Origin of the sequence: Pseudomonas oryzihabitans (assembly GCF_006384975.1) — a bacterium.
Lineage (GTDB): Bacteria > Pseudomonadota > Gammaproteobacteria > Pseudomonadales > Pseudomonadaceae > Chryseomonas > Chryseomonas psychrotolerans_B.
In genome coordinates, this window is record NZ_CP021645.1 from 3,530,793 (window position 1) to 3,554,134 (window position 23,342).

The 23,342-nt window shown below is 67.1% G+C and carries 30 protein-coding genes; 19 read left to right on the plus strand and 11 right to left on the minus strand.

Going from position 1 to position 23,342, the window contains the following annotated elements; all coding sequences use genetic code 11:
* Positions 1 to 7 precede the first annotated feature (7 nt).
* From CCZ28_RS15875 to CCZ28_RS15895, 5 genes are all read left to right on the plus strand, one after another.
* Positions 8 to 895: a 3-keto-5-aminohexanoate cleavage protein gene (locus tag CCZ28_RS15875; RefSeq protein ID WP_140219503.1), complete on the plus strand. Its 888-nt coding sequence runs from the start codon at positions 8 to 10 to the stop codon at positions 893 to 895.
* Positions 892 to 1,836: an L-carnitine dehydrogenase gene (locus CCZ28_RS15880; protein WP_140219505.1), complete on the plus strand. Its 945-nt coding sequence runs from the start codon at positions 892 to 894 to the stop codon at positions 1,834 to 1,836. The genes CCZ28_RS15875 and CCZ28_RS15880 overlap by 4 nt, the downstream gene beginning before the upstream one ends.
* 9 nt (positions 1,837 to 1,845) lie before the next feature.
* On the plus strand, positions 1,846 to 2,316 hold the full coding sequence (locus CCZ28_RS15885) for a thioesterase family protein (RefSeq protein WP_140219506.1): 471 nt from the start codon (positions 1,846 to 1,848) through the stop codon (positions 2,314 to 2,316).
* Complete coding sequence (locus CCZ28_RS15890) at positions 2,313 to 3,233, plus strand: alpha/beta hydrolase (protein WP_240795169.1); 921 nt, start codon at positions 2,313 to 2,315, stop codon at positions 3,231 to 3,233. Before CCZ28_RS15885 ends, CCZ28_RS15890 begins: the two co-directional genes overlap by 4 nt.
* A 347-nt stretch (positions 3,234 to 3,580) precedes the next feature.
* Complete coding sequence (locus CCZ28_RS15895) at positions 3,581 to 3,829, plus strand: hypothetical protein (RefSeq protein ID WP_140219508.1); 249 nt, start codon at positions 3,581 to 3,583, stop codon at positions 3,827 to 3,829.
* 51 nt (positions 3,830 to 3,880) lie between these two features.
* Here the strand turns inward: CCZ28_RS15895 and CCZ28_RS15900 are convergent, their stop codons facing one another.
* Together CCZ28_RS15900 and CCZ28_RS15905 are read right to left on the minus strand one after the other, a co-directional pair.
* Complete coding sequence (locus CCZ28_RS15900; RefSeq protein WP_205894679.1) at positions 3,881 to 4,750, minus strand: alpha/beta fold hydrolase; 870 nt, start codon at positions 4,748 to 4,750, stop codon at positions 3,881 to 3,883.
* Between the two features lie 10 nt (positions 4,751 to 4,760).
* Positions 4,761 to 5,846: a tartrate dehydrogenase gene (locus CCZ28_RS15905; RefSeq protein ID WP_140219512.1), complete on the minus strand. Its 1,086-nt coding sequence runs from the start codon at positions 5,844 to 5,846 to the stop codon at positions 4,761 to 4,763.
* A 105-nt stretch (positions 5,847 to 5,951) separates the two neighbouring features.
* Between CCZ28_RS15905 and CCZ28_RS15910 the strand changes: the two genes are divergently transcribed.
* The 3 genes from CCZ28_RS15910 (at position 5,952) to CCZ28_RS15920 (ending at position 8,392) form a co-directional block, all read left to right on the plus strand.
* A complete protein-coding gene (locus tag CCZ28_RS15910; protein WP_140219514.1) occupies positions 5,952 to 6,848 on the plus strand; it encodes a LysR family transcriptional regulator in 897 nt (298 codons plus the stop codon).
* A gap of 73 nt (positions 6,849 to 6,921) precedes the next feature.
* Positions 6,922 to 7,761 (plus strand): AraC family transcriptional regulator, encoded by an 840-nt coding sequence (locus CCZ28_RS15915; RefSeq protein WP_140219516.1) that lies wholly within the window; start codon positions 6,922 to 6,924, stop codon positions 7,759 to 7,761.
* A gap of 46 nt (positions 7,762 to 7,807) precedes the next feature.
* Positions 7,808 to 8,392 (plus strand): LysE family translocator, encoded by a 585-nt coding sequence (locus tag CCZ28_RS15920; RefSeq protein WP_140219518.1) that lies wholly within the window; start codon positions 7,808 to 7,810, stop codon positions 8,390 to 8,392.
* Here the strand turns inward: CCZ28_RS15920 and CCZ28_RS15925 are convergent.
* Positions 8,389 to 9,297 carry a LysR substrate-binding domain-containing protein gene (locus CCZ28_RS15925; protein WP_140219520.1) on the minus strand — a complete coding sequence of 303 codons (909 nt, stop codon included), beginning with the start codon at positions 9,295 to 9,297 and terminating at the stop codon, positions 8,389 to 8,391. The genes CCZ28_RS15920 and CCZ28_RS15925 overlap by 4 nt on opposite strands.
* Before the next feature lie 110 nt (positions 9,298 to 9,407).
* Here CCZ28_RS15925 and CCZ28_RS15930 point away from each other — a divergent pair, with 110 nt between their 5' ends.
* On the plus strand, positions 9,408 to 10,010 hold the full coding sequence (locus CCZ28_RS15930) for an FMN-dependent NADH-azoreductase (RefSeq protein ID WP_140219522.1): 603 nt from the start codon (positions 9,408 to 9,410) through the stop codon (positions 10,008 to 10,010).
* A gap of 247 nt (positions 10,011 to 10,257) precedes the next feature.
* Here CCZ28_RS15930 and CCZ28_RS15935 read toward each other — a convergent pair whose 3' ends face one another.
* Positions 10,258 to 11,238: an aldo/keto reductase gene (locus CCZ28_RS15935; protein ID WP_140219524.1), complete on the minus strand. Its 981-nt coding sequence runs from the start codon at positions 11,236 to 11,238 to the stop codon at positions 10,258 to 10,260.
* Between the two features lie 119 nt (positions 11,239 to 11,357).
* Between CCZ28_RS15935 and CCZ28_RS15940 the strand changes: the two genes are divergently transcribed.
* Positions 11,358 to 11,786 (plus strand): OsmC family protein, encoded by a 429-nt coding sequence (locus CCZ28_RS15940; RefSeq protein WP_140219526.1) that lies wholly within the window; start codon positions 11,358 to 11,360, stop codon positions 11,784 to 11,786.
* 269 nt (positions 11,787 to 12,055) lie between these two features.
* Positions 12,056 to 12,184, plus strand: coding sequence for a hypothetical protein (locus CCZ28_RS24850; RefSeq protein ID WP_257721105.1), 129 nt, complete (start codon positions 12,056 to 12,058; stop codon positions 12,182 to 12,184).
* A gap of 222 nt (positions 12,185 to 12,406) precedes the next feature.
* On the opposite strand, the gene CCZ28_RS15945 is transcribed toward CCZ28_RS24850, so the two are convergent.
* Complete coding sequence (locus CCZ28_RS15945) at positions 12,407 to 12,640, minus strand: hypothetical protein (protein WP_140219528.1); 234 nt, start codon at positions 12,638 to 12,640, stop codon at positions 12,407 to 12,409.
* 63 nt (positions 12,641 to 12,703) lie between these two features.
* Positions 12,704 to 13,120, minus strand: a complete 417-nt coding sequence (locus CCZ28_RS15950; protein WP_058761779.1) for a MarR family winged helix-turn-helix transcriptional regulator — start codon at positions 13,118 to 13,120, stop codon at positions 12,704 to 12,706.
* Positions 13,121 to 13,174: 54 nt separating this feature from the next.
* Here CCZ28_RS15950 and CCZ28_RS15955 point away from each other — a divergent pair, with 54 nt between their 5' ends.
* Entirely contained in the window at positions 13,175 to 13,969 is a 795-nt protein-coding gene (locus tag CCZ28_RS15955) for a siderophore-interacting protein (protein ID WP_140219530.1), read from the plus strand.
* The gene (locus CCZ28_RS15960) at positions 13,966 to 15,312 is read left to right on the plus strand and encodes an MFS transporter (protein ID WP_140219532.1); all 1,347 of its coding nucleotides are present in this window, start codon (positions 13,966 to 13,968) and stop codon (positions 15,310 to 15,312) included. Before CCZ28_RS15955 ends, CCZ28_RS15960 begins: the two co-directional genes overlap by 4 nt.
* Here the strand turns inward: CCZ28_RS15960 and CCZ28_RS15965 are convergent.
* Complete coding sequence (locus CCZ28_RS15965; protein WP_240795301.1) at positions 15,309 to 16,337, minus strand: aminopeptidase; 1,029 nt, start codon at positions 16,335 to 16,337, stop codon at positions 15,309 to 15,311. The genes CCZ28_RS15960 and CCZ28_RS15965 overlap by 4 nt on opposite strands.
* A gap of 94 nt (positions 16,338 to 16,431) precedes the next feature.
* Here CCZ28_RS15965 and CCZ28_RS15970 point away from each other — a divergent pair, with 94 nt between their 5' ends.
* Both CCZ28_RS15970 and CCZ28_RS15975 read left to right on the plus strand, forming a co-directional pair.
* Positions 16,432 to 16,854, plus strand: coding sequence for a hypothetical protein (locus CCZ28_RS15970; RefSeq protein ID WP_140219534.1), 423 nt, complete (start codon positions 16,432 to 16,434; stop codon positions 16,852 to 16,854).
* A 32-nt stretch (positions 16,855 to 16,886) separates the two neighbouring features.
* The gene (locus tag CCZ28_RS15975) at positions 16,887 to 17,318 is read left to right on the plus strand and encodes a hypothetical protein (protein ID WP_140219536.1); all 432 of its coding nucleotides are present in this window, start codon (positions 16,887 to 16,889) and stop codon (positions 17,316 to 17,318) included.
* A 19-nt stretch (positions 17,319 to 17,337) separates the two neighbouring features.
* On the opposite strand, the gene CCZ28_RS24475 is transcribed toward CCZ28_RS15975, so the two are convergent.
* Both CCZ28_RS24475 and CCZ28_RS15980 read right to left on the minus strand, forming a co-directional pair.
* Positions 17,338 to 17,514, minus strand: coding sequence for a hypothetical protein (locus CCZ28_RS24475; protein ID WP_167509249.1), 177 nt, complete (start codon positions 17,512 to 17,514; stop codon positions 17,338 to 17,340).
* Between the two features lie 101 nt (positions 17,515 to 17,615).
* Positions 17,616 to 17,846 (minus strand): DUF1161 domain-containing protein, encoded by a 231-nt coding sequence (locus tag CCZ28_RS15980; protein WP_140219538.1) that lies wholly within the window; start codon positions 17,844 to 17,846, stop codon positions 17,616 to 17,618.
* Between the two features lie 147 nt (positions 17,847 to 17,993).
* On the opposite strand from CCZ28_RS15980, the gene CCZ28_RS15985 reads away from it, so the two are divergent.
* Positions 17,994 to 18,662 carry a hypothetical protein gene (locus CCZ28_RS15985; RefSeq protein ID WP_140219540.1) on the plus strand — a complete coding sequence of 223 codons (669 nt, stop codon included), beginning with the start codon at positions 17,994 to 17,996 and terminating at the stop codon, positions 18,660 to 18,662.
* On the opposite strand, the gene CCZ28_RS15990 is transcribed toward CCZ28_RS15985, so the two are convergent.
* Entirely contained in the window at positions 18,644 to 19,873 is a 1,230-nt protein-coding gene (locus CCZ28_RS15990) for a nucleoside recognition domain-containing protein (protein ID WP_140219542.1), read from the minus strand. The genes CCZ28_RS15985 and CCZ28_RS15990 overlap by 19 nt on opposite strands.
* A gap of 110 nt (positions 19,874 to 19,983) precedes the next feature.
* On the opposite strand from CCZ28_RS15990, the gene CCZ28_RS15995 reads away from it, so the two are divergent.
* The 3 genes from CCZ28_RS15995 (at position 19,984) to ubiA (ending at position 22,258) form a co-directional block, all read left to right on the plus strand.
* On the plus strand, positions 19,984 to 20,553 hold the full coding sequence (locus CCZ28_RS15995) for a DUF2780 domain-containing protein (protein ID WP_140219544.1): 570 nt from the start codon (positions 19,984 to 19,986) through the stop codon (positions 20,551 to 20,553).
* Positions 20,537 to 21,094: a chorismate--pyruvate lyase family protein gene (locus CCZ28_RS16000; RefSeq protein WP_140219546.1), complete on the plus strand. Its 558-nt coding sequence runs from the start codon at positions 20,537 to 20,539 to the stop codon at positions 21,092 to 21,094. Before CCZ28_RS15995 ends, CCZ28_RS16000 begins: the two co-directional genes overlap by 17 nt.
* 216 nt (positions 21,095 to 21,310) lie before the next feature.
* Positions 21,311 to 22,258: a 4-hydroxybenzoate octaprenyltransferase gene (gene ubiA, locus CCZ28_RS16005; protein ID WP_240795170.1), complete on the plus strand. Its 948-nt coding sequence runs from the start codon at positions 21,311 to 21,313 to the stop codon at positions 22,256 to 22,258.
* Here the strand turns inward: ubiA and CCZ28_RS16010 are convergent.
* Positions 22,243 to 23,220: a DMT family transporter gene (locus CCZ28_RS16010; protein ID WP_140219548.1), complete on the minus strand. Its 978-nt coding sequence runs from the start codon at positions 23,218 to 23,220 to the stop codon at positions 22,243 to 22,245. The genes ubiA and CCZ28_RS16010 overlap by 16 nt on opposite strands.
* Between the last annotated feature and the right edge of the window lie 122 nt (positions 23,221 to 23,342).

The following is a 23,342-nucleotide window of genomic DNA, read 5'->3' on the forward strand; positions in this document are numbered from 1 at the left end:
AAGACTCATGAACACCGATGTCATCATTACCTGCGCCCTCACCGGTGCCGGTGATACCGTAGGCCGCAATCCCTACGTTCCCGTTACCCCGGCGCAGATCGCCGAGGCTGCCCTGGAGGCCGCCCGCGCGGGCGCCACGGTGGTGCACGCCCATGTGCGCGACCCGGCCACCGGCAAGCCGAGTCGCGACGTGGCGCTCTATCGCGAGGTGGTCGAGCGCATCCGCGAGGCGGACGTCGACATCATCGTCAACCTCACCGCCGGTATGGGCGGCGACCTGGAGATCGGCCCGGGCGAGACGCCCACCGAATTCGGACCCGGCTCGGATCTGGTCGGCCCGCTGACCCGCCTGCTGCATATCGAGGAGCTGCGCCCGGACATCTGCACCCTGGACTGCGGCACCCTCAACTTCGGCGATGGCGACTTCATCTATGTCTCCACCCCCGCGCAACTGCGCGCCGGGGCCAAGCGCATCACCGAGCTGGGGGTGAAGGCCGAGCTGGAGATCTTCGACACCGGCCATCTCTGGTTCGCCAAGCAGTTGCTCAAGGAAGGCCTGCTGGAAGACCCGCTGTTCCAGATCTGCCTGGGTATTCCCTGGGGTGCACCCGCCGACACCACCACCATGAAGGCCATGGTCGACAACCTGCCAGCGGGCGCCTGCTGGGCCGGCTTCGGCATCGGCCGCATGCAGATGCCCATGGCCGCCCAGGCCATGCTGCTGGGCGGCAACGTACGGGTCGGCCTGGAAGACAACCTCTGGCTGGACCGTGGCGTCCATGCCACCAACGGCAGCCTGGTGGAACGGGTCATACAGATCATCGAGCGGCTGGGCGGGCGGGCTCTCAGCCCGGCCGAAGGGCGTCAGAAGATGAACCTGGGAGGTGCCCGATGAGCGCCGTCTTCGCTGCCCTCGGTACCGGCGTGATCGGTGCCGGCTGGATCGCCCGGGCGCTGGCCCGGGGCCTGGACGTGCGTGCCTGGGATCCGGCGCCCGGTGCCGAGTCCGCCCTGCGCACCCGCCTGGCCAATGCCTGGCCGGCGCTGGAGGCCCTGGGCCTGGCGCCGGGCGCCAGCCTGGAGCGCCTGACGTTCCATACCGACCTGGAAGCCGCCGTGGCCAGCGCCGATGTCATCCAGGAAAGCGCGCCCGAGCGCCTGGAGCTCAAGCGCGACCTGCACGCTCGGGTCAGCCGGGCGGCTCGGCCCGACGCCCTGATCTGCTCCAGCACCTCGGGGTTGCTGCCCAGCGACTTCTATGCCGATGCCGAGCACCCCGAGCGCTGCCTGGTGGGCCATCCGTTCAATCCGGTCTACCTGCTGCCGCTGGTGGAGGTGGTGGGCGGGACCCAGACCTCGGCGGCCAATCTGGCGCGCGCCGAAGCCTTCTATCGCGAGTTGGGCATGCGGCCGCTGCGGGTGCGCAAGGAGGTGCCCGGCTTCATCGCCGATCGCCTGCTCGAAGCCCTGTGGCGCGAGGCGCTGCACCTGGTCAACGACGGCGTCGCCACCACCGGCGAGATCGACGACGCCATCCGCTATGGCGCCGGCCTGCGCTGGTCGTTCATGGGTACCTTCCTCACCTACACCCTGGCCGGCGGCCCGGCGGGCATGCGCCACTTCATGCAGCAATTCGGCCCGGCGCTGAAGCTGCCCTGGACCTACCTGGAGGCGCCGGAGTTGACCGACGGCCTGATCGACGCCGTGGTCGAGGGCACCCAGGCGCAACAGGGCGACCTGGAACTGGCCGCGCTGGAGCGCTATCGCGACGACTGCCTACTGACGGTGCAGGCGGCCATCGCCGAGTGCAAGACGCGCCACGGCATCCGGGACTAGGAGGACAGCATGCTCATCCACAGCACGGCGGTCGCCCCTGACTGGGTCGACTACAACGGCCATCTGCGCGATGCCTATTACCTGCTGATCTTCAGCCACGCCACCGACGCCCTGATGGACGCCATGGGCCTGGACGCCGCTGGCCGCGCCGCCAGCGGGCACTCGTTGTTCACCCTGGAGTGCCATCTCAACTTTCTGCACGAGGTGAAGGCGGACGCCCAGCTGGAGGTGTGGGTGAGGTTCCTGGCTCTGGACGCCAAGCGCCTGCACCTGCACTTCGGGCTGTACCATGCAGGCGAGGCCGAGCTGCTGGCGGCCTCCGAGCAGTTGCTGCTGCATGTCGACCTGGCCGGCCCCAAGTCGGCGCCCTTCGCGCCGGCGGTACACGACTGGCTGGCGACCCGATTGGCGGCTCAGCACGACGAGCCCTGGCCGGAGCACGTCGGGCGGGTCATCGGCCTGCCACCGGCCCGGCGATGAGCCAGCCACCGCTGTCGGCGGACATGGCCGCCTTCGTCGCGGCCAGCCAAGCCTTCGCCGTGGCCGATCCGGCTATCGCCGCCCAACGCCAGGCCTATGCCCGGCTCTGCACCGCCCTGGCGCCAGCGGACTACCAGGGATTGGCGGTCAGCGACCACCGGGCCGGTGGAGTACCGCTGCGGTTGGTGGCGCCGCTGGAATCCGCCACCGACCGCCCCGCCCTGCTCTATCTGCACGGCGGCGGCTGGATGCTCGGTGACCTGGACTCCCACGGCTTTCTCGCGGCCCGCCTGGCGCGACGCCTGGGGCTGGCCGTCTTGTTGGTGGACTATCGCCTGGCGCCGGAGCATCCCTACCCGGCGGCCCGGGAGGACGCTCTGCTAGTCTGGGATTGGCTGGTACGCGAAGCCCGCACACTGGGGCTGGACGGGACCCGGCTGGGGGTGGCGGGCGATAGTGCCGGTGGCACTCTGGCCGCTGCCCTGTGCCTGGCGCTGCGGCAGCAAGGCAAAGCCCAGCCCAGGGTCCAGGCGCTTGTCTATCCGGCCCTGACCGCGCGGATATTGCCCAGCGAAAGACGCCAGGCAGAGGCGCCCTTGCTGAGCGCCGCCGATTGGCGTGCCTGCCTGGCCGGCTATCTGCCCCGGTCGGAGGATCATGGGGACTGCCTGGCGCTGCCGCTGAACGCGACGGATCTCGCGGGACTGGCCCCAGCCTTTGTCGCCTTGGCCAGCCGTGATCCCTTGCGCGACCATGGCCATGCCTATGCCGCTGCCCTGCGCGCAGCCGGTACGCCTTGCCGGCTCTGGGAGGGGGCGGGCCTGCTGCACGGTGCCCTGAGGGCGAAAGGAGCGCGAGCCGAGGCTTTGCGCCGCGCTCTGGAAGTCTTTTTGGTGCGGGAATTGGGTTTGCCCTAGCCCTTGAGCTCTCGCTCAACCCATCAGAAGACAAAAAAAAACCTCAACCGCTGGAGACGGAAGAGGTTTAAACGCCCTGATGGGCCTCAGTGTGTAACCGTCGATTGCTACGCTCTGGTGGCGAACAACCTGAAAATGTCGAGGATTGGCGCCATTCTAACGGCGATCCTGCTGCTTGACCCTGCGGCAGATTGTCCAGGCACTATGTCGTAATAATCCTACATTGCCTAGATGGCTGGCGGGACGCTACCTAAAAACGACATCCGGCTATGCGCCGACGCCAGAGCGGCTTGCTGTCGACGACATCAATGGGAAAATCTGACCATTCAATCCAAGAGGACAGTGCCATGATGATCGCCGACCTGATCGACCAGGATGACTTCCGCGACCGCTTGCGGGCGCTGGGTTTCAACGTGACGGCCGAGGCCTCGGCGGATGAAGCCAGTCGCCAAGCGCTGACGGCGCTGACCCCGGAACGCGCCAATGTGCTGCGCCAGCTGATACAGGAGTTGCTGTCCGGCAGCGCCGCGCTGCTGCCAGCCGTGCGCCAGGCCATCGACCAGCAGTTGCTGCCGGCCCTGGCACAGGCGCGCTAGGCCTGGTCTGAAGGCCGGTGGAACAATCGCCGAGGGCAAGGCTCCTCGGCCTCAGGCGAAGAACGCCAGCGCCTCTTCCAACACCAGCTCCGGCAACTCCTCTGCCAGGTAATGCCCACCCGGCAAGGCCCGGCCGCTGACCTGGGTGGCTACCTGGCGCCACTCGGCGAGGGGATCGAAACAGCGGCCCACGGTGCCTTCCGCACCCCAGAGTATTCGAAGCGGCAGTTCCAGGCGGCGACCGGCATCCAGGTCGGCCTGGTCATGGGCCAGGTCGATGCCGGCACTGGCGCGATAGTCTTCACAGATGCCACGGGCCGTACCTGGCAGGCTGAGACAGCGCAGGTACTCGGCCAGCACCTCTGGTGGAAAGGGCGCCAGGCCCGCGCTGCGGGTGCCCATCACTCCTTTCAGATAGCCCTCCGGATCGGCCTCGATCAGCCGTTCCGGCAGCGGTGCCGGCCGGATCAGGAAGAACCAGTGCCAGTAGGCCCGGGCGAACGTCTCGTTGGTCTGCCGATACATGGCCAGGGTCGGGGCGATGTCCAGCAGCAGCAGCCGCTCCACCGCCTGCGGATGGTCCAATGCCAGGCGATGGGCGACCCGGGCGCCACGGTCATGGGCCAGCACGGCGAAGCGCTCATGGCCCAGTAGGCGCATCAGCTCGACGTTATCCCGCGCCAGGGTGCGCTTGCTATAGGCCTGGTCGCCCGCGGCCGGCTTGGCGCTGTCGCCATAGCCACGCAGGTCGGCGGCCACCAGGGTGAAGCGCTCGGCCAGCCGCGGCGCCACCCGATGCCACATGACGTGGGTCTGGGGATGACCGTGGAGCAGGAGCAGCGCCGGACCGCTGCCGCCGACCCGGCAATTCAACTCGACGCCGTCGACGTCCAGCCGGTGCTGGGCGAATCCCGGAAACAGGCCGTCCATCTCAGGCCAGGGCCGCGGCGATGGCCCGGCCCAGACTCTCGGTGGTGCCCTGACCGCCGAGGTCGCGGGTCAGGGGCGCCTGCTCCGGGCCCTGACTCAGCACCGCCTCGATGGCCGCTACTACCGCCGCGCCGGCCTCGGCATGGCCGAGGTGCTCGAGCATCATGGCCCCGCACCAGATCTGGCCGATGGGATTGGCGATGCCCTTGCCGGCGATATCCGGCGCCGAGCCGTGCACCGGCTCGAACAGGCTGGGGAAATTGCGCTCCGGGTTGATGTTGGCCGAGGGGGCGATGCCGATGGTGCCGGTACAGGCCGGACCCAGGTCGGAGAGGATGTCGCCGAACAGGTTGCTGGCCACCACCACGTCGAACCAGTCCGGGTGCAGGACGAAGTTGGCGGTGAGGATGTCGATGTGGAACTTGTCCACCGCCACCTCGGGATAGGCCTTGGCCATCTCTTCGACGCGCTTGTCCCACCAGGGCATGGTGATGGCGATGCCGTTGGACTTGGTGGCCGAGGTCAGCTTCTGGCGCGGTCGCTGCTGGGCCAGGTCGAAGGCGAACTTGAGGATGCGGTCGGTGCCGTGGCGGGTCATCACCGTTTCCTGGATCACCACCTCGCGCTCGGTGCCCTCGAACATGATGCCGCCGACGCTGGAATACTCGCCCTCGGTGTTCTCGCGTACCACATAGAAGTCGATGTCGCCCGGTTTGCGATTGGCCAGGGGCGCCTTGACCCCGGGCATCAGCCGGCAGGGCCGCAGGTTGACGTACTGGTCGAAGCGACGACGGAATTGCAGCAGAGAGCCCCAGAGGGAGATGTGGTCGGGTACCACGTCCGGCCAGCCGACCGCGCCGAAGTAGAGGGCGTCGTAGCCCTTGAGCGTCTCGAACCAGTCGTCCGGCAGCATCTTGCCGTGGGCCTGGTAGTAGGCGGCGCTGGCGAAGTCGAAGTGGTCGAACTGCAAGGCGATGCCGAAGCGGCGGGCGGCGGCTTCCAACACGCGGATACCCTCGGGCATGACTTCCGTGCCGATGCCGTCACCGGCGATGACCGCGATCTTGTGGGGCTGGGACGCTTGCATGGGGATTCTCCGGCAGTTCGAGTGAGAGGACTCCAGTGTAGTCTCGCGCTGGAGGCGTACAATCCCGCCCCAGGGAAAGCCATTGTTAACCTGGAATCAAGAATCTTGTCTGCCGACGATCTCGCCTTCTTCGTCCGCCTGGCTGGTCATCCCAGTCTGACCGCCGCTGCCCGCGAACTGGGGCTGTCCCTGGCGGCGGTGAGCAAGAGACTCACCGCCTTGGAGCGCCGCCTGGGTGTGCAACTGATCCGCCGTACCACGCGGCGGCTGGACCTGACGCCGGAAGGCCTGCGCTATCTGGAAGGTGCCCGGCCGCTGCTGCGTCAGCTGGAGGATCTGGAGGCCGAGGTCGGCCGCCCCGATGCGCCCCTCAGCGGGACGCTCAATCTCAACGCCACCTTCGGATTCGGCCGACGGCACCTGGCGCCGCTGCTGTCGGATTTCGCGGCGCGCCATCCGCAGCTGGAACTCAATCTGCACCTCTCCAGCCATCCGGTGAATCTGTTGGAAGGCCCGTTCGACCTGGATATCCGCGTTGGCGAGCCGCCGGATGCCCGGGTCATCGCCCATCGCCTGCTCGACAATCGCCGCCTGCTCTGCGCCGCCCCAGCCTACCTGGCCCGCGCCGGGATGCCGGCAAGCGTGGCGGACCTGGCGCGGCACAACTGCCTGGTCTTGCGCCAGGACGCCGGTGACTACGCCGTCTGGCGCTTCACCAAGGCCGGCCAGCACTTCGCCCAGAAGGTGCGCGGCAGCCTGAGCAGCAACGACGGCGAGGTGATGGTGCGCCTGGCGCTGGATGGCCATGGCCTGATCCTGAGATCGGAATGGGACGTGGCCGAGTTGATCGCCAGCGGCGCCCTGGTGCCAGTACTGACCGATCATGAAGCCCCGGCGGCGGCCATCTATGCGGTCCATCGCCAGCAGCGCCACGTACCGCGGCGGATTTCCGAGCTGATCCGCCATCTGGCGCGGGAACTGCCCGCCCGGCTGGGGCGCTAGCCTGCACGAATCTTCCAGACCGACATCAGGTCAGTAACTAGACTGAAAGGCCCGAAAGCCCCCTTCTCTCGCCATGGCCGACGATCACTGGATCCAGCTGCAGCAAGACGCCGAGACCGGTATCGAGACCCTGCGCGCCCATTTCGAGGGCCATGCCTACGATCCACACTGGCACGACGCCTATCTGGTGGGCTACACCGAGCAGGGCCTGCAGCAATTCCATTGCCGTGGCCAGCGCCATCTGAGCACCCCGGGGCAGGTCTTCCTGCTGGAGCCCGGCGAGTTGCACGACGGCCAGGCGCCGGAAGCCGAGGGCTTCACCTATTCCATGCTCTATCTCGATCCTCAGTGGCTGGCGCGCGAGCTGCAGGGGCTGCATGGCGACGCCCGCCCACTCGGAGAGCCCGGCTTCGCCCGCACCCTGGTGGAGCAAGCCGAGTTGCACCGCGCCGTAGCCTGGGCCCATGAGGTCCTGAGCCGGCCCGAACTGCGCATCGTCCGCCAGAGCGCCCTGGACGCCCTGCTGCTGCGCCTGTTGCCGCAACTGCAATGGCGCGCGCCCCAGGCCGGTGATCCCCGGCTGCCCCAGGTGGCCCTGCGCGCGCGGGACTTCCTGCACGCCCACCACCATGAGGACATCGGCCTGGAAGAACTGGCGCGAGCCTGCGGGGTGGACAGATTCCGCCTGACCCGCGCCTTCAAGGCGGCCTTTGGCCTCGCACCCCACGCCTATCTGGTGCAATTGCGGCTGTCTCGCGCCCGCCGCCTGCTGGCCGATGGCCTGTCGCCGGCGGACACCGCCGCGGCCCTGGGCTTCGCCGACCAGAGCCATCTGGGTCGCTGGTTCCGCCGCGCCTATGGCCTGACGCCCGCCGCCTACCGCGCGCGCTGCTCGAATCTTCCAGACCGCTAGCGACGGGGCTGCGACGCTGGAGACTCAGTCCTTCCAGGAGTCTCCCATGTCCCTGTTGCCCTTCCTGCTATTCGCCCTGGTCGCCTCCATCACCCCTGGGCCGACCAATGTCCTCATCCTCGGTCACAGCGCCCGCCATGGCGCCCGGGCCAGTCTGCCACTGGTGCTGGGCGGCAGCCTGGGCGCGGTCGCCCTGGTGCTGGTGGTGGGCTTCGGCCTCGGCCAGACCCTGGCCCGGCATCCCGACTGGCAACGCGGCCTGGCCTGGGCCGGGGTACTCTGGCTGAGCTGGCTGGCCTGGCAACTGGCCCGCGCCAGGGCGCCGGAGGTGGCGGACGACAGCGCCCGCCTGGGCTTCGGCGGCACCGCCGGCCTACAGGTGCTCAACCCCAAGAGCTGGAGCATGGCGCTGGCGGTGGTGACCGTCTACGCCGAGCCCGGCGTCGATTTGTGGCGCCAGGTCCTGCTGCTGGCCCTGGTGTTCCTGCTGGTGTCTGTACCTTGCCTGGGCCTCTGGGCGCTGCTCGGCCGGGCCGCGGCGCGCCGCCTGAAATCGACGCGGGCCTGGCGCGGTTTCAACCTGGGAATGGCCGGCTTGCTGCTCGTGTCGGCCTGGGCGACGGTGGTCTAGACCGGCGCCCCGTCATGAGCCTGGAGACTGACCTCCAGATGCTCCAGCCAGGCCCGCACGGCCGGCAACTGACCCCGGCGATGGGCGTAGGCGGCCTGGAGGTGACCGCCGGGGATGGACCAGTCCGGCAAGAGGCGCTGCAGGCGGCCCTCGGCCAGTTCGGTCTGACAGTAGATCAGCGGCAGTACCGTGTAGCCGAGGCCGGCCAGGGCGGCGGTCTTGCGGACGCCGAAGTCGTCGATGCCCAGCCGGGCCTCCAAGACCAGCTCGCGCCGTTCGCCCTGGGGGCCCACCAGGCGCAGATGCACCTTGCGATCCACTTCGAGGGCGCCGAGCAGCGGGAGACCCAGCAGGGCCTCCGGTGCATCCAGGGGTCGGCCGGCGAGCAACTCGGGGGTCGCCACCAGCACCACCGCGGCCTGACGCAGCCGCCGTACCACCAACCCCGGCTCTTCGTCGTCGAGGTCCCGTACGCGCAGGGCGACGTCCACCCCTTCGTTGATGATGTCCACCCGGCGGTTGACCAGCAGCAGGTCCAGCTGCACCTGGGGATAGCGTGCGAGGAACTGCGTCACCACCTCCGGCAGGTACTGCTGCGCCAGGGCCACCGGGCAGGACACCCGCAGCGGACCTCGCGGTTCGCTGGACAGGCTGGCAGCGGTTTCGGCAGCGCTCTCCGCCTCGCGCAGCAGCGCCTGGCAATGCACCAGGTAGCGCTCGCCCAGGGTGGTGAGGGTCAGGGTGCGGGTGGTGCGCTGCAGCAGGCGGGCGCCCAGACGCGTCTCCAGCTCGGCGATGCGTCGCGACAGCCGCGACTTGGGAATGCCCAGCAGCCGACCGGCGGCAGCGAAGCCCCCGGCTTCCACCACCTTGGCGAAGTAGGCGAGATCATTGAGGTCTTGCATGGCCGATTGTCCTATCCATGGGACGATGCATCACATTCTACGGGACTAATCGAGTATTCGACTTATCGGTAGTCTGGACCCATCTCTTCGAATCCTATAGGACCGTCGCCATGAAACTCCTGCACATCGATTCCAGCATCCTCGGTGATCATTCCGCGTCCCGCGCCCTGAGCACCAAGGTCGTCGCCGCGCTGAAGGCCAGCCATCCGGAGCTGGACGTGACCTACCACGATCTCGCCCATGATTCGCTGGGCCACTTCTCCGCCGCCAGCCTGGCCGCCGGTGCCACCCCGGCCGAGCAGCGCAGCGCCGAACAGCGCGACGAAGCCGAGCGCAATGCCCGCGCCCTGCAGGAATTCCTCGCCGCCGACGTGCTGGTACTGGGTGCGCCCATGTACAACTTCACCATCCCGACCCAGCTGAAGGCCTGGATCGACCGCATCACCGTGGCCGGCACCACCTTCCGCTACGGCGAAGCCGGTCCGGAAGGCCTGTGCGGTGGCAAGAAGGCGATCATCGTCGCCACTGCCGGCGGCATCCATGCGGGCAAGCCCACCGGTATCGCCCACGAGGACTACCTGAAGTTGCTGCTGGGCTTCCTCGGCATCACCGACGTCCAGATCGTCCGCGCCGAAGGCCTGGCCTATGGCGACGAAGCCAAGGGCGCCGCCCTGGCCAGCGCCGAGCGCCAGATCGCAGAGCAGTACGCCTGAGTCTGGGTGGCCCTCACCCCCGGCCCCTCTCCCTGAGGGAGAGGGGAGCTAGAGCCCAGAGGTCGAGATTCGTGGGCCTTGGCTCAGCGGCTTAGCCAATGCACCGCCCTGCTCTTCCCCTCAGCAGAAGGGAGAAGACCCAAAGGCTGAGCCTTGTTGGCCCTGACGCTGATAAGCATCCATTCCACCGCCCCGCTCTTCCCCCTCTCCCTCCGGGAGAGGGCCGGGGTGAGGGCAACGCCGCTCCTCAGCTGAACCCCACCACCGGATGCGGCACATAGGGCGCTTCCAGGGCGGCGATCTCTTCATCACTCAGCTGCAGTTCCAAGGCCGCCACCGCATCGTCCAGATGCTGCGGCTTGGACGCCCCGACGATGGGCGCATCGATCCCCGGTTTCTGCAGCAGCCAGGCCAAGGCCACCTGGGCACGAGGTACGCCACGGGCTTCAGCGATGCGCGCCACGGCCGCGACGATCTGCCGGTCGGAATCCTCACTGGCGGTATAGAGCGTCTTGCCATAGGCGTCGCTCTCGGTGCGCGCCGTACTGGCGTCCCAGTCGCGAGTCAGGCGGCCACGGGCCAGGGGACTCCAGGGAATCACCCCGATGCCGGCATCGCGGCACAGCGGCAGCATCTCCCGCTCCTCTTCGCGATTGAGCAGGTTCACGTGGTTCTGCATGGTGGCGAAACGCGTCCAGCCGTGGCGTTCAGCGGTATGCAGCGCCTTGGCGAATTGCCAGGCATACATGCTGCTCGCACCGATGTGCAGCGCCTTGCCCGCCTTGACCACATCATGCAGGGCTTCGAGGGTCTCCTCGATGGGCGTCTGGTAGTCCCAGCGATGGATCTGGTAGAGGTCGACGTAGTCAGTACCCAGCCGCTGCAGGCTGGCGTCGATGGCGGCGAAGATGGCCTTGCGCGACAGGCCGCCGACGTTGGGCTTGTCCCGCAGCGGGAAGTACACCTTGGTCGCCAGCACGATCTCCTCGCGCACGGCGTTGGCCTTGAGGAAGCGGCCGACGATCTCTTCGCTGGTGCCATCGGAATAGCTGTTGGCGGTATCGAAGAAATTGATCCCCAGGTCCAGCGCCTTCTTCAGCAGCGGCAGGCTCTGGTCTTCCGGCAGGGTCCAGGGGTGATTGCCACGCTCGGGCACGCCATAGGTCATGCAGCCCAGGCAAAGGGGTGAGATCTTCAGGCCGGTACGGCCGAGGTTGCGGTACTTCATGGAGGCCTCCAAAGGTTGTTGAAAGGGGGTTGACCACGCAGGTCTTGGATCGACTGCAACGAACTTACCGGCTGCCATCTGGCTCTAGATGGATTCCTACCCACAACCGGAGACGCTTCATGAAGAAATATGCTTCCGCGGTCTGGCAAGGCGGTCTGAAAGACGGCAAGGGCCACATCACCACCGAGAGCGGCGCGCTCAAGGATAATGCCTACGGCTTCAACACCCGCTTCGAAGGCACTCCGGGTACCAACCCCGAGGAACTGATCGGCGCCGCCCATGCCGGCTGCTTCTCCATGGCCTTCTCCATGCTGCTGGGTCAACAGGGTCTCACGCCTGAGCGCATCGAGACCAAGGCCGACGTCACCCTGGACAAGGTCGGCGAGGGTTTCGAGATCACCACCATCGACCTGACCATGAAGGCCAAGATTCCCGGTGCCACCCAGGAGCAGTTCACCACCATCGCCAATCAGGCGAAGGAAGGCTGCCCGGTATCCAAGGTACTCAAGGGTGCCAAGATCAACCTGAACGCCACGCTGGAAGGCTAAGAGCCTGTTCAAAATCTTGCGAGCTAGAGCCAAACAAGGCCTGGGCGGCCCCACGAAAACGCCTGAGGAAGCGGAGTTTACGAGTGGTAAATGAGCATTCCGAAGGCGTTTTCAACGCAGTTTGGCCGACGCGCAGCAGATTATGAACAGGCTCTAAGGGTCCGGTGCCTGCCGGTGCCGCTCGGCGCCGGCAACACCGCGTCATAAAGCCCTTCCGCAGCGCCAGGCTGAATGGCTAGACTGCTCCGACCCCATATTCGGAGTTCCCGATGAACGACTCCATCTTCATGGCGATCTTTTCCATCCTCGCGCTGCTGTTGCTTGGCGGCGGTGTCTATGGCTGCGTGATCCTCAATCGTCAGCGCAAGGACATCGAGAAGAACGACAGCGAAGGCTAGGTCAGGCGCCGACCAGTCAGGTAGCGGACGCCTGCCAGACCGAGGGCTGCCACACGCGGTTCATAGCCTGAGGCAGAGGGGCAGTCGACGCCAGAAAGAAGCCAAGGTGACGACCGTTGCAACGCTGCTGTCGCCACGTCCAAACGACAGCTCTCGCCCTTTCTGCCCCATCGCCGCTGCACATGACGGAACCTCGATGGCACCGAGGTTCCACGTGGAACCTCAGCGCTCGAGCTTGCGCTCGACCTCGGCGGTCTTGCGTTTCAGCTCGTCCGCCTCCTGCTCCTTGGTCTTGATATCGGTGGGGGTAATGGCCTTGTCGATGGCATCGGTCGGCGCGGATTCGGGCTGCTGGATGTCCTTCTTCACCACCTCCACGGGACGGCCCGCTTCGTCGACCGTGGGCTCGTTCGGTGGGGTCTTGCCCAGATGGGCATCGGAACGCTGATCGCTCATGGAGAACTCCTTGATGGGTACTCTGCTTCGAGCCCTGCGACCAGCGTGGAGTTCGCTAACCGCTCAACGAGGCGTCCGGACCCGCTCGAGATAAGCCAGCAACTGCCGCTGCTCGGCCGGCTCCAGCGGCGCGAAGACCGCTTCCAGCGCCTGCTGACGCGGCACCTGGGCTTGTTCCAAGGCCTGGCGACCCTGCTCGGTGAGATGCACCAACAGGGCACGCCGGTCCTGGGGGTGGGGCTCGCGGCGGACCAGGCCATCACGCTCCAGGGCGTCGAAGGCATCGGTCAGGGTGCGCGGCGCATGCCGCAGTTGCTCGGCCACCTCGCCGGGGCGGCAGGGACCGAGGCGCTCCAACACCATCAGCACCTTGTAGCGGGCAAAGGACAGACCCGACGCCTTGAGCGTCTCATCCAGTTGTTGGCGCATCTGCCGTTTGAGATCCAGCAGGGCCTCGGCAATGGCGGCGGCGGTTGACATGAAAGACTCTTACCTCGAATATAGTGAGGAACCTCAATTAATGGTACCTCCGCAATGGCTACATCTTTTCACAGCCCTGAGGGCGATGCCAATGCCCGTCATGTATTCAACCGTGTGCGCTTCGAGCTCAAGCGGCGCTGGGCGACCGTCGTTCGCCGCGAAGAACTGGGTGGCGACCTCTTGCGCCTGACCTTCGGCGGCAGCGATCTGGCCGACTTCCAGAGCGCGGCCTTCGACGAGCACGTCAAGCTGTTCGTCCCCGCCGACACCACGCCCATCCGCGCCGCCAGCCCCGAACAACTGGTGGGCCGGCACTACACCCCGCGCCACTACGACGCCGCCCGTGGCGAATTGGCCATCGACTTCTACCTGCATGAAGCCGGGGTGCTGACCACCTGGGCGCGTCAGGCGCAACCCGGGGCCGAATTGATCATCGGCGGCCCCAAGGGCGCTCTCGTCCCGCCGGAGGATTTCGACTGGTATCTGCTGGCCGGCGACGAGACCGCCCTGCCGGCCATCGCCCGGCGCCTCGAGCAACTGGCCGCCGGCGTGCGCGTCCTGGTGATCGCCGAAATCGCCCGTCCAGGACTGGAGATCACCCTGCCGACAGCGGCAGACGCCGACATCCGCTGGGTCCATCGCGACAGGCAGCCCGATGCCCTGCTGCAGGCGCTGCAAGCCCTGGAGCTGCCCGCTGGCGAAGGCTATGCCTGGGTAGCCGGCGAGGCGAGCCAAGCGCGCGCCGCGCGCCAGGCGCTCCTGACCAAGGGTCTGCCACGGGACTGGGTCAAGGCCGCCGGCTATTGGAAGCTCGGTGAAAGCGATCAGCACGTGAAGCTCGACGATTGAGTACTGCCGCCCCCCTCGCCGACGGGCTGCCGCTCCCCCGCCGCCAGCGGGCCATCGCCGCCCTGCTGCTGGCCATCAGCATGACGGTGCTGGACAGCGGCATCGCCAACCTGGCCCTGCCCACCATCGCCCAGGCGCTGGACGTCTCGGCGGCGGCGGCGGTCTGGATCGTCAGTGCCTATCAGCTGAGCCTGGTCGCCTTGCTGTTTCCCCTGGCGGCGGTGGCCGAGCGCCAGGGTTTGCGCCCGGTATTCGCCGCCGGCGTCGGCATCTTCGGCCTGGCTTCCCTGGGCTGCGCCCTGGCGCCGGGCCTCCCCAGTCTGGTAGCCGCCCGCGCGCTCCAGGGCGTGGGCGCCGCCGCCATCATGTGCGTCAGCGCCGGTATCGTCCGGCTGTCCTACCCGCGGGATCGGCTGGGGCGCGGTATCGCCATCAATGCCCTGTGCGTCGCCCTGGGTTCGGCCGCCGCGCCCAGCCTGGGAGCGGCGATCTTGACCCTGGGTAGCTGGCCCTGGCTGTTCGCGGTCAATGTGCCCATCGCGTTAGTGATCGGCCTGCTGGTACGCAATCTGCCCGACAGCCCTCGCGCGCAACGCCGGCTCGATCCGCTCAGCGTGCTGCTCAACGCCCTGGTGTTCTGCGCCGGCATCGGCGGTCTCGAACGCCTGGGCGGTGCGCCCCTGCAGGGTATGGCACTGCTGCTGTTGGCAGCCGCCAGCCTGGTATTGCTGATCCGCCGCGAGCGCGGACTGCCGGCACCCCTGCTGCCGGTCGATCTGCTGGGCCTGCCGGCCATGCGTCACTCGGTGCTGGCCTCGGTCTGCTCCTTCGCGGCGCAGATGCTGTGTTTTCTCGCCCTGCCCTTCTACCTGCAGCATCAGCTCGGGCTGGTGCCCCTGCACGTTGCCCTGTTGATGCTGGCCTGGCCACTCACCGTGGCGGTGTCGGCCCAGGTGGCCGGGCGTCTGGCCGATCGCTATCCGCCGCAGCGCCTGTGCATGCTGGGCGGCTTGGGCATCGCCCTGGGGCTGGCCGCCGCTGCCGGCATGCCGCTGGCGCGCTCGACCCTGCTGCTGATTCCCTGTCTGGTGCTCGGCGGGATCGGCTTCGGCTTCTTCCAGGTGCCCAACAACAGGATCATGCTCACCGCCGCCCCCGCGGGGCGCAATGGCGCCACCGGTGGCGTCCAGGCCACCGCCCGCCAGACCGGTATGGCGCTGGGCGCTGCGGCCCTGGCCCTGCTGCTGCATCTGGATGGGAGCCTGGCGCCGCGGCTGGGTCTAGCCCTGGCGGCGGCGCTGGGGTTGGTCGCGGCCTGGTCCAACTGGCGGGCACCGCGTTAGGGCTGAGCGTTGCGGTCTGCCGCGAGCAGCGCCTGGAGCGTCCGTTCGCGTTCCGCGGCGGGACGCTCGCCCAGTAGTTGGACCCGATGGAAGAACGCCGGCCAGTTGCCTGGGTGCTGTCGATAGAGAGCGGCGAAGGCCGGTACCCATTGCTCGTACAGGCCGTAAGGCACCAGCCGCGCGTTGTTGAGCGGCTGCTGCATCCAGCCGTCGAAGCGCCGCTCTTCCCGCCAGGCCGGCGTGGCGCGCAGCCGTTGGTAATCGGCACGCAGTTGCGCGAAACGCCTGGCCTTGGCCGCGCGCATGGCCGTTGGGGTTAGCGGCTGGGCATAGAGCCGCGCCAGATCCTCGCGGGTGGTGAGCAACAGAGCGCGGAACTGCTGGTAACGCGCCTCGCGCCCCGGGTCCGGCGGTGGCAGGCCGCGACTGGCGCGCCATTGCCGCAGGCCCTCGCCCTCGACGAAGGTGGCGTAGGATTCGTTGAATGCCGTATCGCCGGGTAGATAGAAGCGCTGGTGAGCCAGCTCGTGGAAGATGGTGGCCGCCACCTGGTCGTCGTCCCAGCGCAGCATGCTGCTGAGCAGCGGATCGCTGAACCAGCCCAGCGTCGAATAGGCCGGTACGCCGCCGACGTAGGTGTCCTGCCCCTGGCGTTGCAGCTCTTGGGCCGCCGCCCGCGCCGCGGCTTCCCGGTAGTAGCCGCGATAGGCCACGCAACCGGCGATGGGAAAGCAGTGGGTGGTGGGCCGGGTGGAGAATTCGTCGGTGGCGAAGACGTTCCACAGCACGAAGGGCCGCTTGAGTTCGACGAAACTGCGATAACTGGCATTGTCCGGCAGGGCCAATTCGGCACTGGCGAAACGCCGCGCGGCCGCCGCGGCGGCGAGACGCTGGCGCAGGACGGCGGGGCGCGCCGGATCAGCGACGACTGTCGCAATGGGCTCGCGATCACGGATCAGCGCGAATTGGCCCTGTACCATCTGGCCGTAGTACCCGACCGAGGTACAACCGCCCAGCCCGATCATCAGGGACAGCAACCCCAGCCCAAGGCCCGCGCGTTGCGCAGGCAGGGTGCCTGACTGGGTGGCGCGCCCTTCCCTGCCCGGAGTTGTAGCCGTCATGCGTAGACTGTGCCTGCTGTTGCCTGTGCTGTTCCTGAGCGCCTGTTCCCTCTGGCCGTTGCCCAAGCCCGACCCGGCGCAGGCCTGGATCGATCTGGACAGCGACGGCAAGGCCAAGCTGGAAGCCCTGAGTGCCGATCGCAAGGAACTCGACGACAAACGTTATTTCCAGGTCTGGCCAGGAAGCCACGACCTGCAGGTACGCTACCAGTTCGAGGTGCAGCCCACCAACATCGGTGCCCAGGTCGCCGAGCCGCTGCCACGTACCTGCCTGGTCACACTCAACTACAAGGCCTTCGCCGCGGGCGAGCGCTATCGCCTGGAAGCCGGCCAGACCGGCTGGCGGCCCTGGGCGCGCCTCTATGACGAGCGCAACCAGGAAGTGGCACACAGCAATGCCAGTCGTTGCGGCGACGTGTAGACTCGACGAACCCCCTCTGTCAGGAGTCGTCCATGCGTTTGCGGTTGCTGGCTTCCCTGCTGCTGCTCGGTGGCTGTACCACGCCGCTGCCTCCGGTCGACCCCCAGCAGGCCTGGATCGACCTGGTGCTCCGTGAACCGGCCATAGGCGCCTCGCTGCTGGCCGAATCCCAGGATGGCCGGCGCCTGAACGACGGCCGCTACTTCCAGCTCATCCCGGGGCCCCATAGCCTCAAGGTGAGCTACAGCTACGAACTCTATGGCAACGGCGGTTTCGGGCCACGCTTTGGCTGGAACAACACCTTACAGATCCAATGCTACCTGGAGCTCGAGTATGGTGATTTCCAGGCGGGTCGCCGTTATCGCCTGGAGGCCGAGCATACCTTCGGCCAGGGGGAGATCACCCTCTACGACGGGCAGCGCGAGCTGGTGACCTCGCAACGAGGCATCTGTACGCCCATCTGAACCGCTGGCGCAGACCGACTCAGGCCGGCAGGCTCAGCCAGTCGTCCTGACCGCGGTCCAGGGTCTGGATCACGGCAGGGCGCTCCTTCTGCTCATGCAATTGCCGACTCAGGCGCAGGAAATCCTCGCGTTCCATCCAGCGCGGCGCGGACTGGGCAAGGGACAGGGCTTGGCGAATCCGGGCGAACAGCGACATGGCATTACCCTCTTGGCTAGATACTGTATGCGCAAACAGTACTAAGCCAAGCGGAACTGTACAAGTATCCAGCTGATGAACGGTCTGCTCTCGACGACGCCTCAGTCGTTACGTTGATAGATGATCTTGCGGGTACCGTTGGCGCAGCTGCCCACCACCATGTTCGGATCCCGTACCTCGGCGTTGGGCACTACTTCCAGGGTATAGGCGGTCACCCCGGCTGCCTGGATCTTGACCTCGATGTCGGCCTTGAGCTGATCGCAGGACAGGGGCGCGGCCAGCAGCGGCGCGCTGAGCAGGGCGGTACAGCAAAGCAGCGATAGACGTAGCATGGCGATGTTCCTTGGCGTGATGACCTCGCTACTTGGACGCCACGGCTGTGGCGATGTTCTCACCGGCAACCGTCCGATCAGCGAAGCGGTGGAACCCAGGACCCGAACGGTCTTTCCGATGGTCATCCCGTCCCGCGAAGTGTCCCCATGTTCCAGTGGTTGCAAGACAATTACCAGGTACTCACCCTCATCGCCCAGTGTTGCACCCTGGGTGTCTGGATCCTCTATGCCCAGCTCCTGCTCAACAACTACAAGCGCCAGCGCCAGCCGCGGCTGATCATCAACCGCGGCGCCGGCAAGGGCGTGGGCGCCCTCTGCCTGCTATCGAACATGAGCGCCGAACCGGTGTTCATCAACCAGCTCACGGTGATCCTCAAGACCAATCGCGAGACGCTCTACACCGATGTCACCGACATCCGCGAAAGCGGCCAGGATGACTTCGATCCCGATCTGGTGCTGGGCCAGGCCACCCACCAGGGCCCGCTCAACACCGGTGACTTCACCCACATCGGCACCTTCCAGGGCCTGATCCGGCGTGCTGCCGAGGGCAATGGCCTGGCGTTGGACAATCATCGCCCGCCGGACGGCTGGGTGTTCGAAGGCATGGAGATCCGTGCCGTGGCCTTCTACGGTTCTGACCATGACCCCATCGGAGTGCGCCGCCGCTTCCGCCTCGGCCAGCACGATGGCGAGTATTGCGCGCTGATCGCCGAGGATTGGCAGACCCAGCAGCTCACCTCACGCCGCCAGCGGCGCATGGTGCAGGACGACTGGATGCGCGAACCGGAGCACCGAACTCAGCCGAAGAACCAGTAGCAGACCAGGATCGACGCCGTCACGCCGGTGAATTCCGCCAGCAGGGCGCAACCCACCGCATGGCGCGCGCGCTGGATGCCCACCGCGCCGAAGTACACCGCCAGCACGTAGAAGGTGGTCTCGGTGCTGCCCTGGATGGTGGCCGCCACCAGTGCCGGGAAGCTGTCCACCCCCTGGGTCTTCATGGTCTCGATCAGCAGGGCGCGGGCGGCGCTGCCGGAGAAGGGCTTGACCAGGGCGGTGGGCAGCGCCTCGACGAAGCGGGTATCCCAGCCGAGAAAGGTCACCGCGTGGCGGATGCCTTCGAGGATCGCCTCCAGGGCGCCGGAGGCACGCAGTACCCCGACCGCGCAGAGCATGGCCACCAGGTAGGGCAACAGCGACTTGGCGACGTCGAAGCCTTCCTTGGCGCCTTCGACGAAGGCCTCGTAGACCGGCACCTTGCGCAGTGCGCCGAGGATCAGGAAGGCCAGGATGACGCCGAACAGGGTCAGGTTGCCGAGCAAGGACGACAGCCCGGACAGCGCAGTGGCGGTGAGGGTGAAGAGAAAGGCGACGAAGGCACCGAAGGCCAGGGCGCCACCGCCGAGCCAGGCCAGCACCACCGGGTCCCAGAGCTTCAGGCGTTGCATGAAGGCCACCGACAGCAGGCCCACCAGGTTGGCACAGGTGTGCGCCAGCAGGATCGGCAGGAACACCAGGGTCGGGTCGGCGGCGCCCTGCTGGGCGCGGTACATGAACACCGTTACCGGCAGCAGGGTCAGCGAAGAGGCGTTGAGCACCAGGAACAGGATCTGCGCATTGCTCGCCGTGGTACTACTCGGGTTGAGCTCCTGCAGGGCGCGCATGGCCTTGAGACCGATGGGGGTGGCAGCGTTGTCCAGGCCCAGGCCATTGGCGGCGAAGTTGAGGGTGATCAGCCCCAGCGCCGGGTGCCCGCGCGGTACCTCGGGCATCAAGCGGGCGAACAGCGGGCCAAGCAGGCGCGCCAGGGCATCCACCAAGCCGGCCCGTTCGGCGATGCGCAGGATGCCGAGCCAGAGGGTCAGGGTGCCGAACAGCAGCACCATGACCTCCACCGACAGCTTGGCCATGGCGAACAGGCTTTCCACCATGGCGGCGAACACCCCGGCATTGCCGGCCACCAGCCACTGACCGAAGGCGCTGATCCCGGCGACGATGAAGAAACCCAGCCACAATCCGTTGAGCATCGATGTTCTCCTGGCAAAACGGCGATCATAACCGCAGTTGCCGTTCAGTCCACGGTCATCCCTATCGGGTTATCCTGAGCAGTCTTCGAAGAAATTGCTGGAGTCCCTGCATGCGTCTGCCCGTCCTCGCCCTGCCGCTGGTGCTCGCCGCCAGCCCGGTGTTCGCCTTCAACCTCAACGACGCCGTCAACGCCTACAACAGTGCCAGCGGCAACAACAACGCCAAGGCTACCGCCGCGGCCGCCAGCACGCCCCAGGCCCAGGGCCTGCTGCAGGCGCTGACCAGCCAGCTCAACGTCACCCCGCAACAGGCGGTGGGCGGTACCGGCGCCCTGCTGGGCCTGGCCAAGAACCAGCTGGTGGGTAACGACTACAGCCAGCTGGCCAAGGCCGTGCCCGGGCTGGATCAACTGTCCGGCGCCAATGCCGCCAGCGGTCTCGCGCAGCTGGGCGGCCTGGGCAGCCTGCTCGGCGGCGGCGGTCAGGACGCCAAGCAGAGTCCGCTGGGCAGCCTGCTGGGTTCGGTCGACAGCCGCCAGGACGTCAACAAGACCTTCAATGCCCTGGGCATGAACAGCAACATGACGACCCAGTTCGCCCAGGTGATCCTGGGTTACCTCGGCAAGCAAGGCACTCAGCCCTCCCTGCTGAGCACCCTGGGCAATGTCTGGGGCCTGTGACCCGACGCCGCGCTGGCTGACCCGTGAGGCGGCCAGCGGGGACGCGGATTACGCCGGGGCGCCAATCGGCTGGCTGTTCGCCGACCGTGGCTCCCTCACCGAGCGCCTCACCGCCCTGAGCGATGGGCGTTTCGCCGTCCAGGTGATCGCCCAGGGCTGGCAACCGCTGCGCCCGGACGAATGCCAGGCCCTGGACGTCCCACCCGCCAGTCTCGGCTGGGTGCGTGAAGTCTGGCTGCGCGGTAAGGGGGAAGCCTGGGTGTTCGCCCGTAGCGTGGCGGCGCGGGCGGCCCTGGAAGCGGCCGATTTCGATCTGGCGGCGCTGGGCGACCGCCCTCTCGGCCATTGGCTGTTCCAGGCACCAGCCTTCGTTCGCGGGCCGCTCGAAGCCTGTCGCTATCCACTGGACTGGCTACCGGCAGGCGCGGAGCGCACCTCCTGCTGGGCGCGCCGCTCGGTCTTCCACCGCGCGCCGCTGGGCATCCTGGTCAGCGAGGTGTTTCTGCAGACGTTTTGGCCCCATGCCGAACGCGAAGACTAGGTTCTGTACGAAAAATTGCCGAGCGAAGGTCAGGCGAGGCGAAAAAGGCTGAGGAAGCGGAGTTTACGAGCGGTAAATGAGCATTCCGAAGCCTTTTTCAACGAAGCATCACCGAGCGCAGGCATTTTCGTACAGAACCTAGCGAACCATCACGACGGCAGCGGCGATGCGCTCAGGCCCTTATAATCGCCGGGCCCTTTGCCACGCAGCCGTCCGATGAAAAAGAAAGCGTCCCGCCCTCGTGATCGCCGTCCTGCCACGCCCCGCGCCCCGCAGCCCGGCGCCCGGGTCATCGCCACCCGCCCTCGCAGCGAACGGCTCAAGGATTTCGTCCAGCTGACTCGGCTGGACCGCCCCATCGGCATCTACCTGCTGCTCTGGCCCACCCTCTGGGCGCTGTGGATCGCCGCCGAGGGTGTGCCGAGTCTGAAGAACCTGCTGATCTTCGTGCTCGGCGTGGTGCTGATGCGGTCGGCCGGTTGCGTGATCAACGACTTCGCTGATCGCAACTTCGATGGCCATGTCGCCCGCACCAAGAATCGTCCCCTGGCCACCGGCCGGGTCACGCCCAAGGAGGCGTTGATCCTGTTCGCCGCCCTGGTGCTGATCAGCTTCGGCCTGGTGCTGTGCACCAATGCCACCACCATCTGGCTGTCCTTCGGGGCGCTCGGCATCGCCGCGCTCTACCCCTTCATGAAGAGATACACCTACTACCCCCAGGCGGTACTGGGCGCGGCCTTCTCCTGGGGCATGCCGATGGCCTTCACCGCCGAGACCGGCCAGCTACCGGCGGCGGCCTGGTTGCTGTTCATCGCCAACGTGATCTGGACGGTGGGCTACGACACCTACTACGCCATGGCCGACCGCGAGGACGATCTCAAGATCGGGGTGAAATCCACCGCCATCCTCTTCGGCGACGCCGACCGGGTGATCATCGCCACCCTGCAGGGCCTGACCCTGCTCTGCCTGGCGCTGGCCGGGGGGCGCTTTGGCCTGGGCCTGCCGTTCTATCTGGGCCTGGTGGTGGCGGCCGGCTGCTTCGCCTGGGAATTCCACGTCACCCGCGAGCGTGACCCGCTGGTGTGCTTCAAGGCCTTCCTGCACAACCACTGGGCGGGGCTGGCGATCCTCTTGGGCATCATCGCGGACTACGGGCTGCGCTGAGCCTTCAGCTCGCCCGCATCCGCCACCACCTCCGGCAAGGCCTCAGATTGCGGCGCCGGTACCGGCTTGGCCTTGGGACGCTTGCGGCTTTGTTGCCAGGCCACGGCCAGGCCGCTGGCGCAGATGATGAGGATGCCGATCATCGCGCCGCCGTCCGGCACATGGCCGAAGGCGAAGTAGCCGACGATACCGGCGGTGACGATCTGGCCATAGCTGAAGGGCGCCAGCAGCGCCGGCGGCGCATAGCGGAAGGCCTGGGTCAGCAGCAGGTGGGCGGTCATGCCGAAGAAGCCGAGCAGCGCCAGCATGAAGCCGTGTCCAAGCGTCGGCACCTCCCAGAAGAAGGGCACCAGGGCACTGAGGACCAGGGTGTTGACCACCCCGGTGAGGAAGTTGCTGGTGGTGGGACTGTCGGTAGCGCTGAGTATCCGCGTCAGCAACTGGTAGAGGCCGAAGCACACCGCCGAGCAGACCGGCAGCAGCACCGCCGGGGTGAACAACTGGCCGCCCGGCCGCACGATGACGAGTACCCCGACGAAACCGGCCAGTACCGCGGCCCACTGGCTGCGACTGACGGTCTCCTTGAGCAGCGGCACCGACAGCGCCGTGACCATCAGCGGAGCGAGGAAGTTGACCGCGGTGGCCTCGGCCATCGGCAGATAGTGCAGCGCGGTGGTGAACAGCAGGCTGCAGCCGATCAGGCACAGGGCCCTGAGTACCTGCAGGCCAGGGCGCTTGGTGCGGATCACCGCCATCCCCGAGCGCGGGATGAAGATACCCATCATCAACAGGGTGTGGGAGAGGTAGCGGGCCCAGACCACCATGACCACCGGGTAGAAGCCGGCGAGGTACTTGGAGAGGGCGTCGTGGCAGGCGAACAGCCAGACCGCCAGGCAGATGAGGGCGATGCCCTTGAGCGGCTGGTCGGCGAATCTCAGAGTGGGTCCTGCTTGGGCGCTCATTGGACTCCCATGGTACTGACGACGGTCCGCAACCGCCTGCATGATCCGGCCGTCCTGCACGGCGGTCCTTCGACGTTGCCGTCGACTCGGACATAGACCTCGACGACCACGAAGCGTGCCGG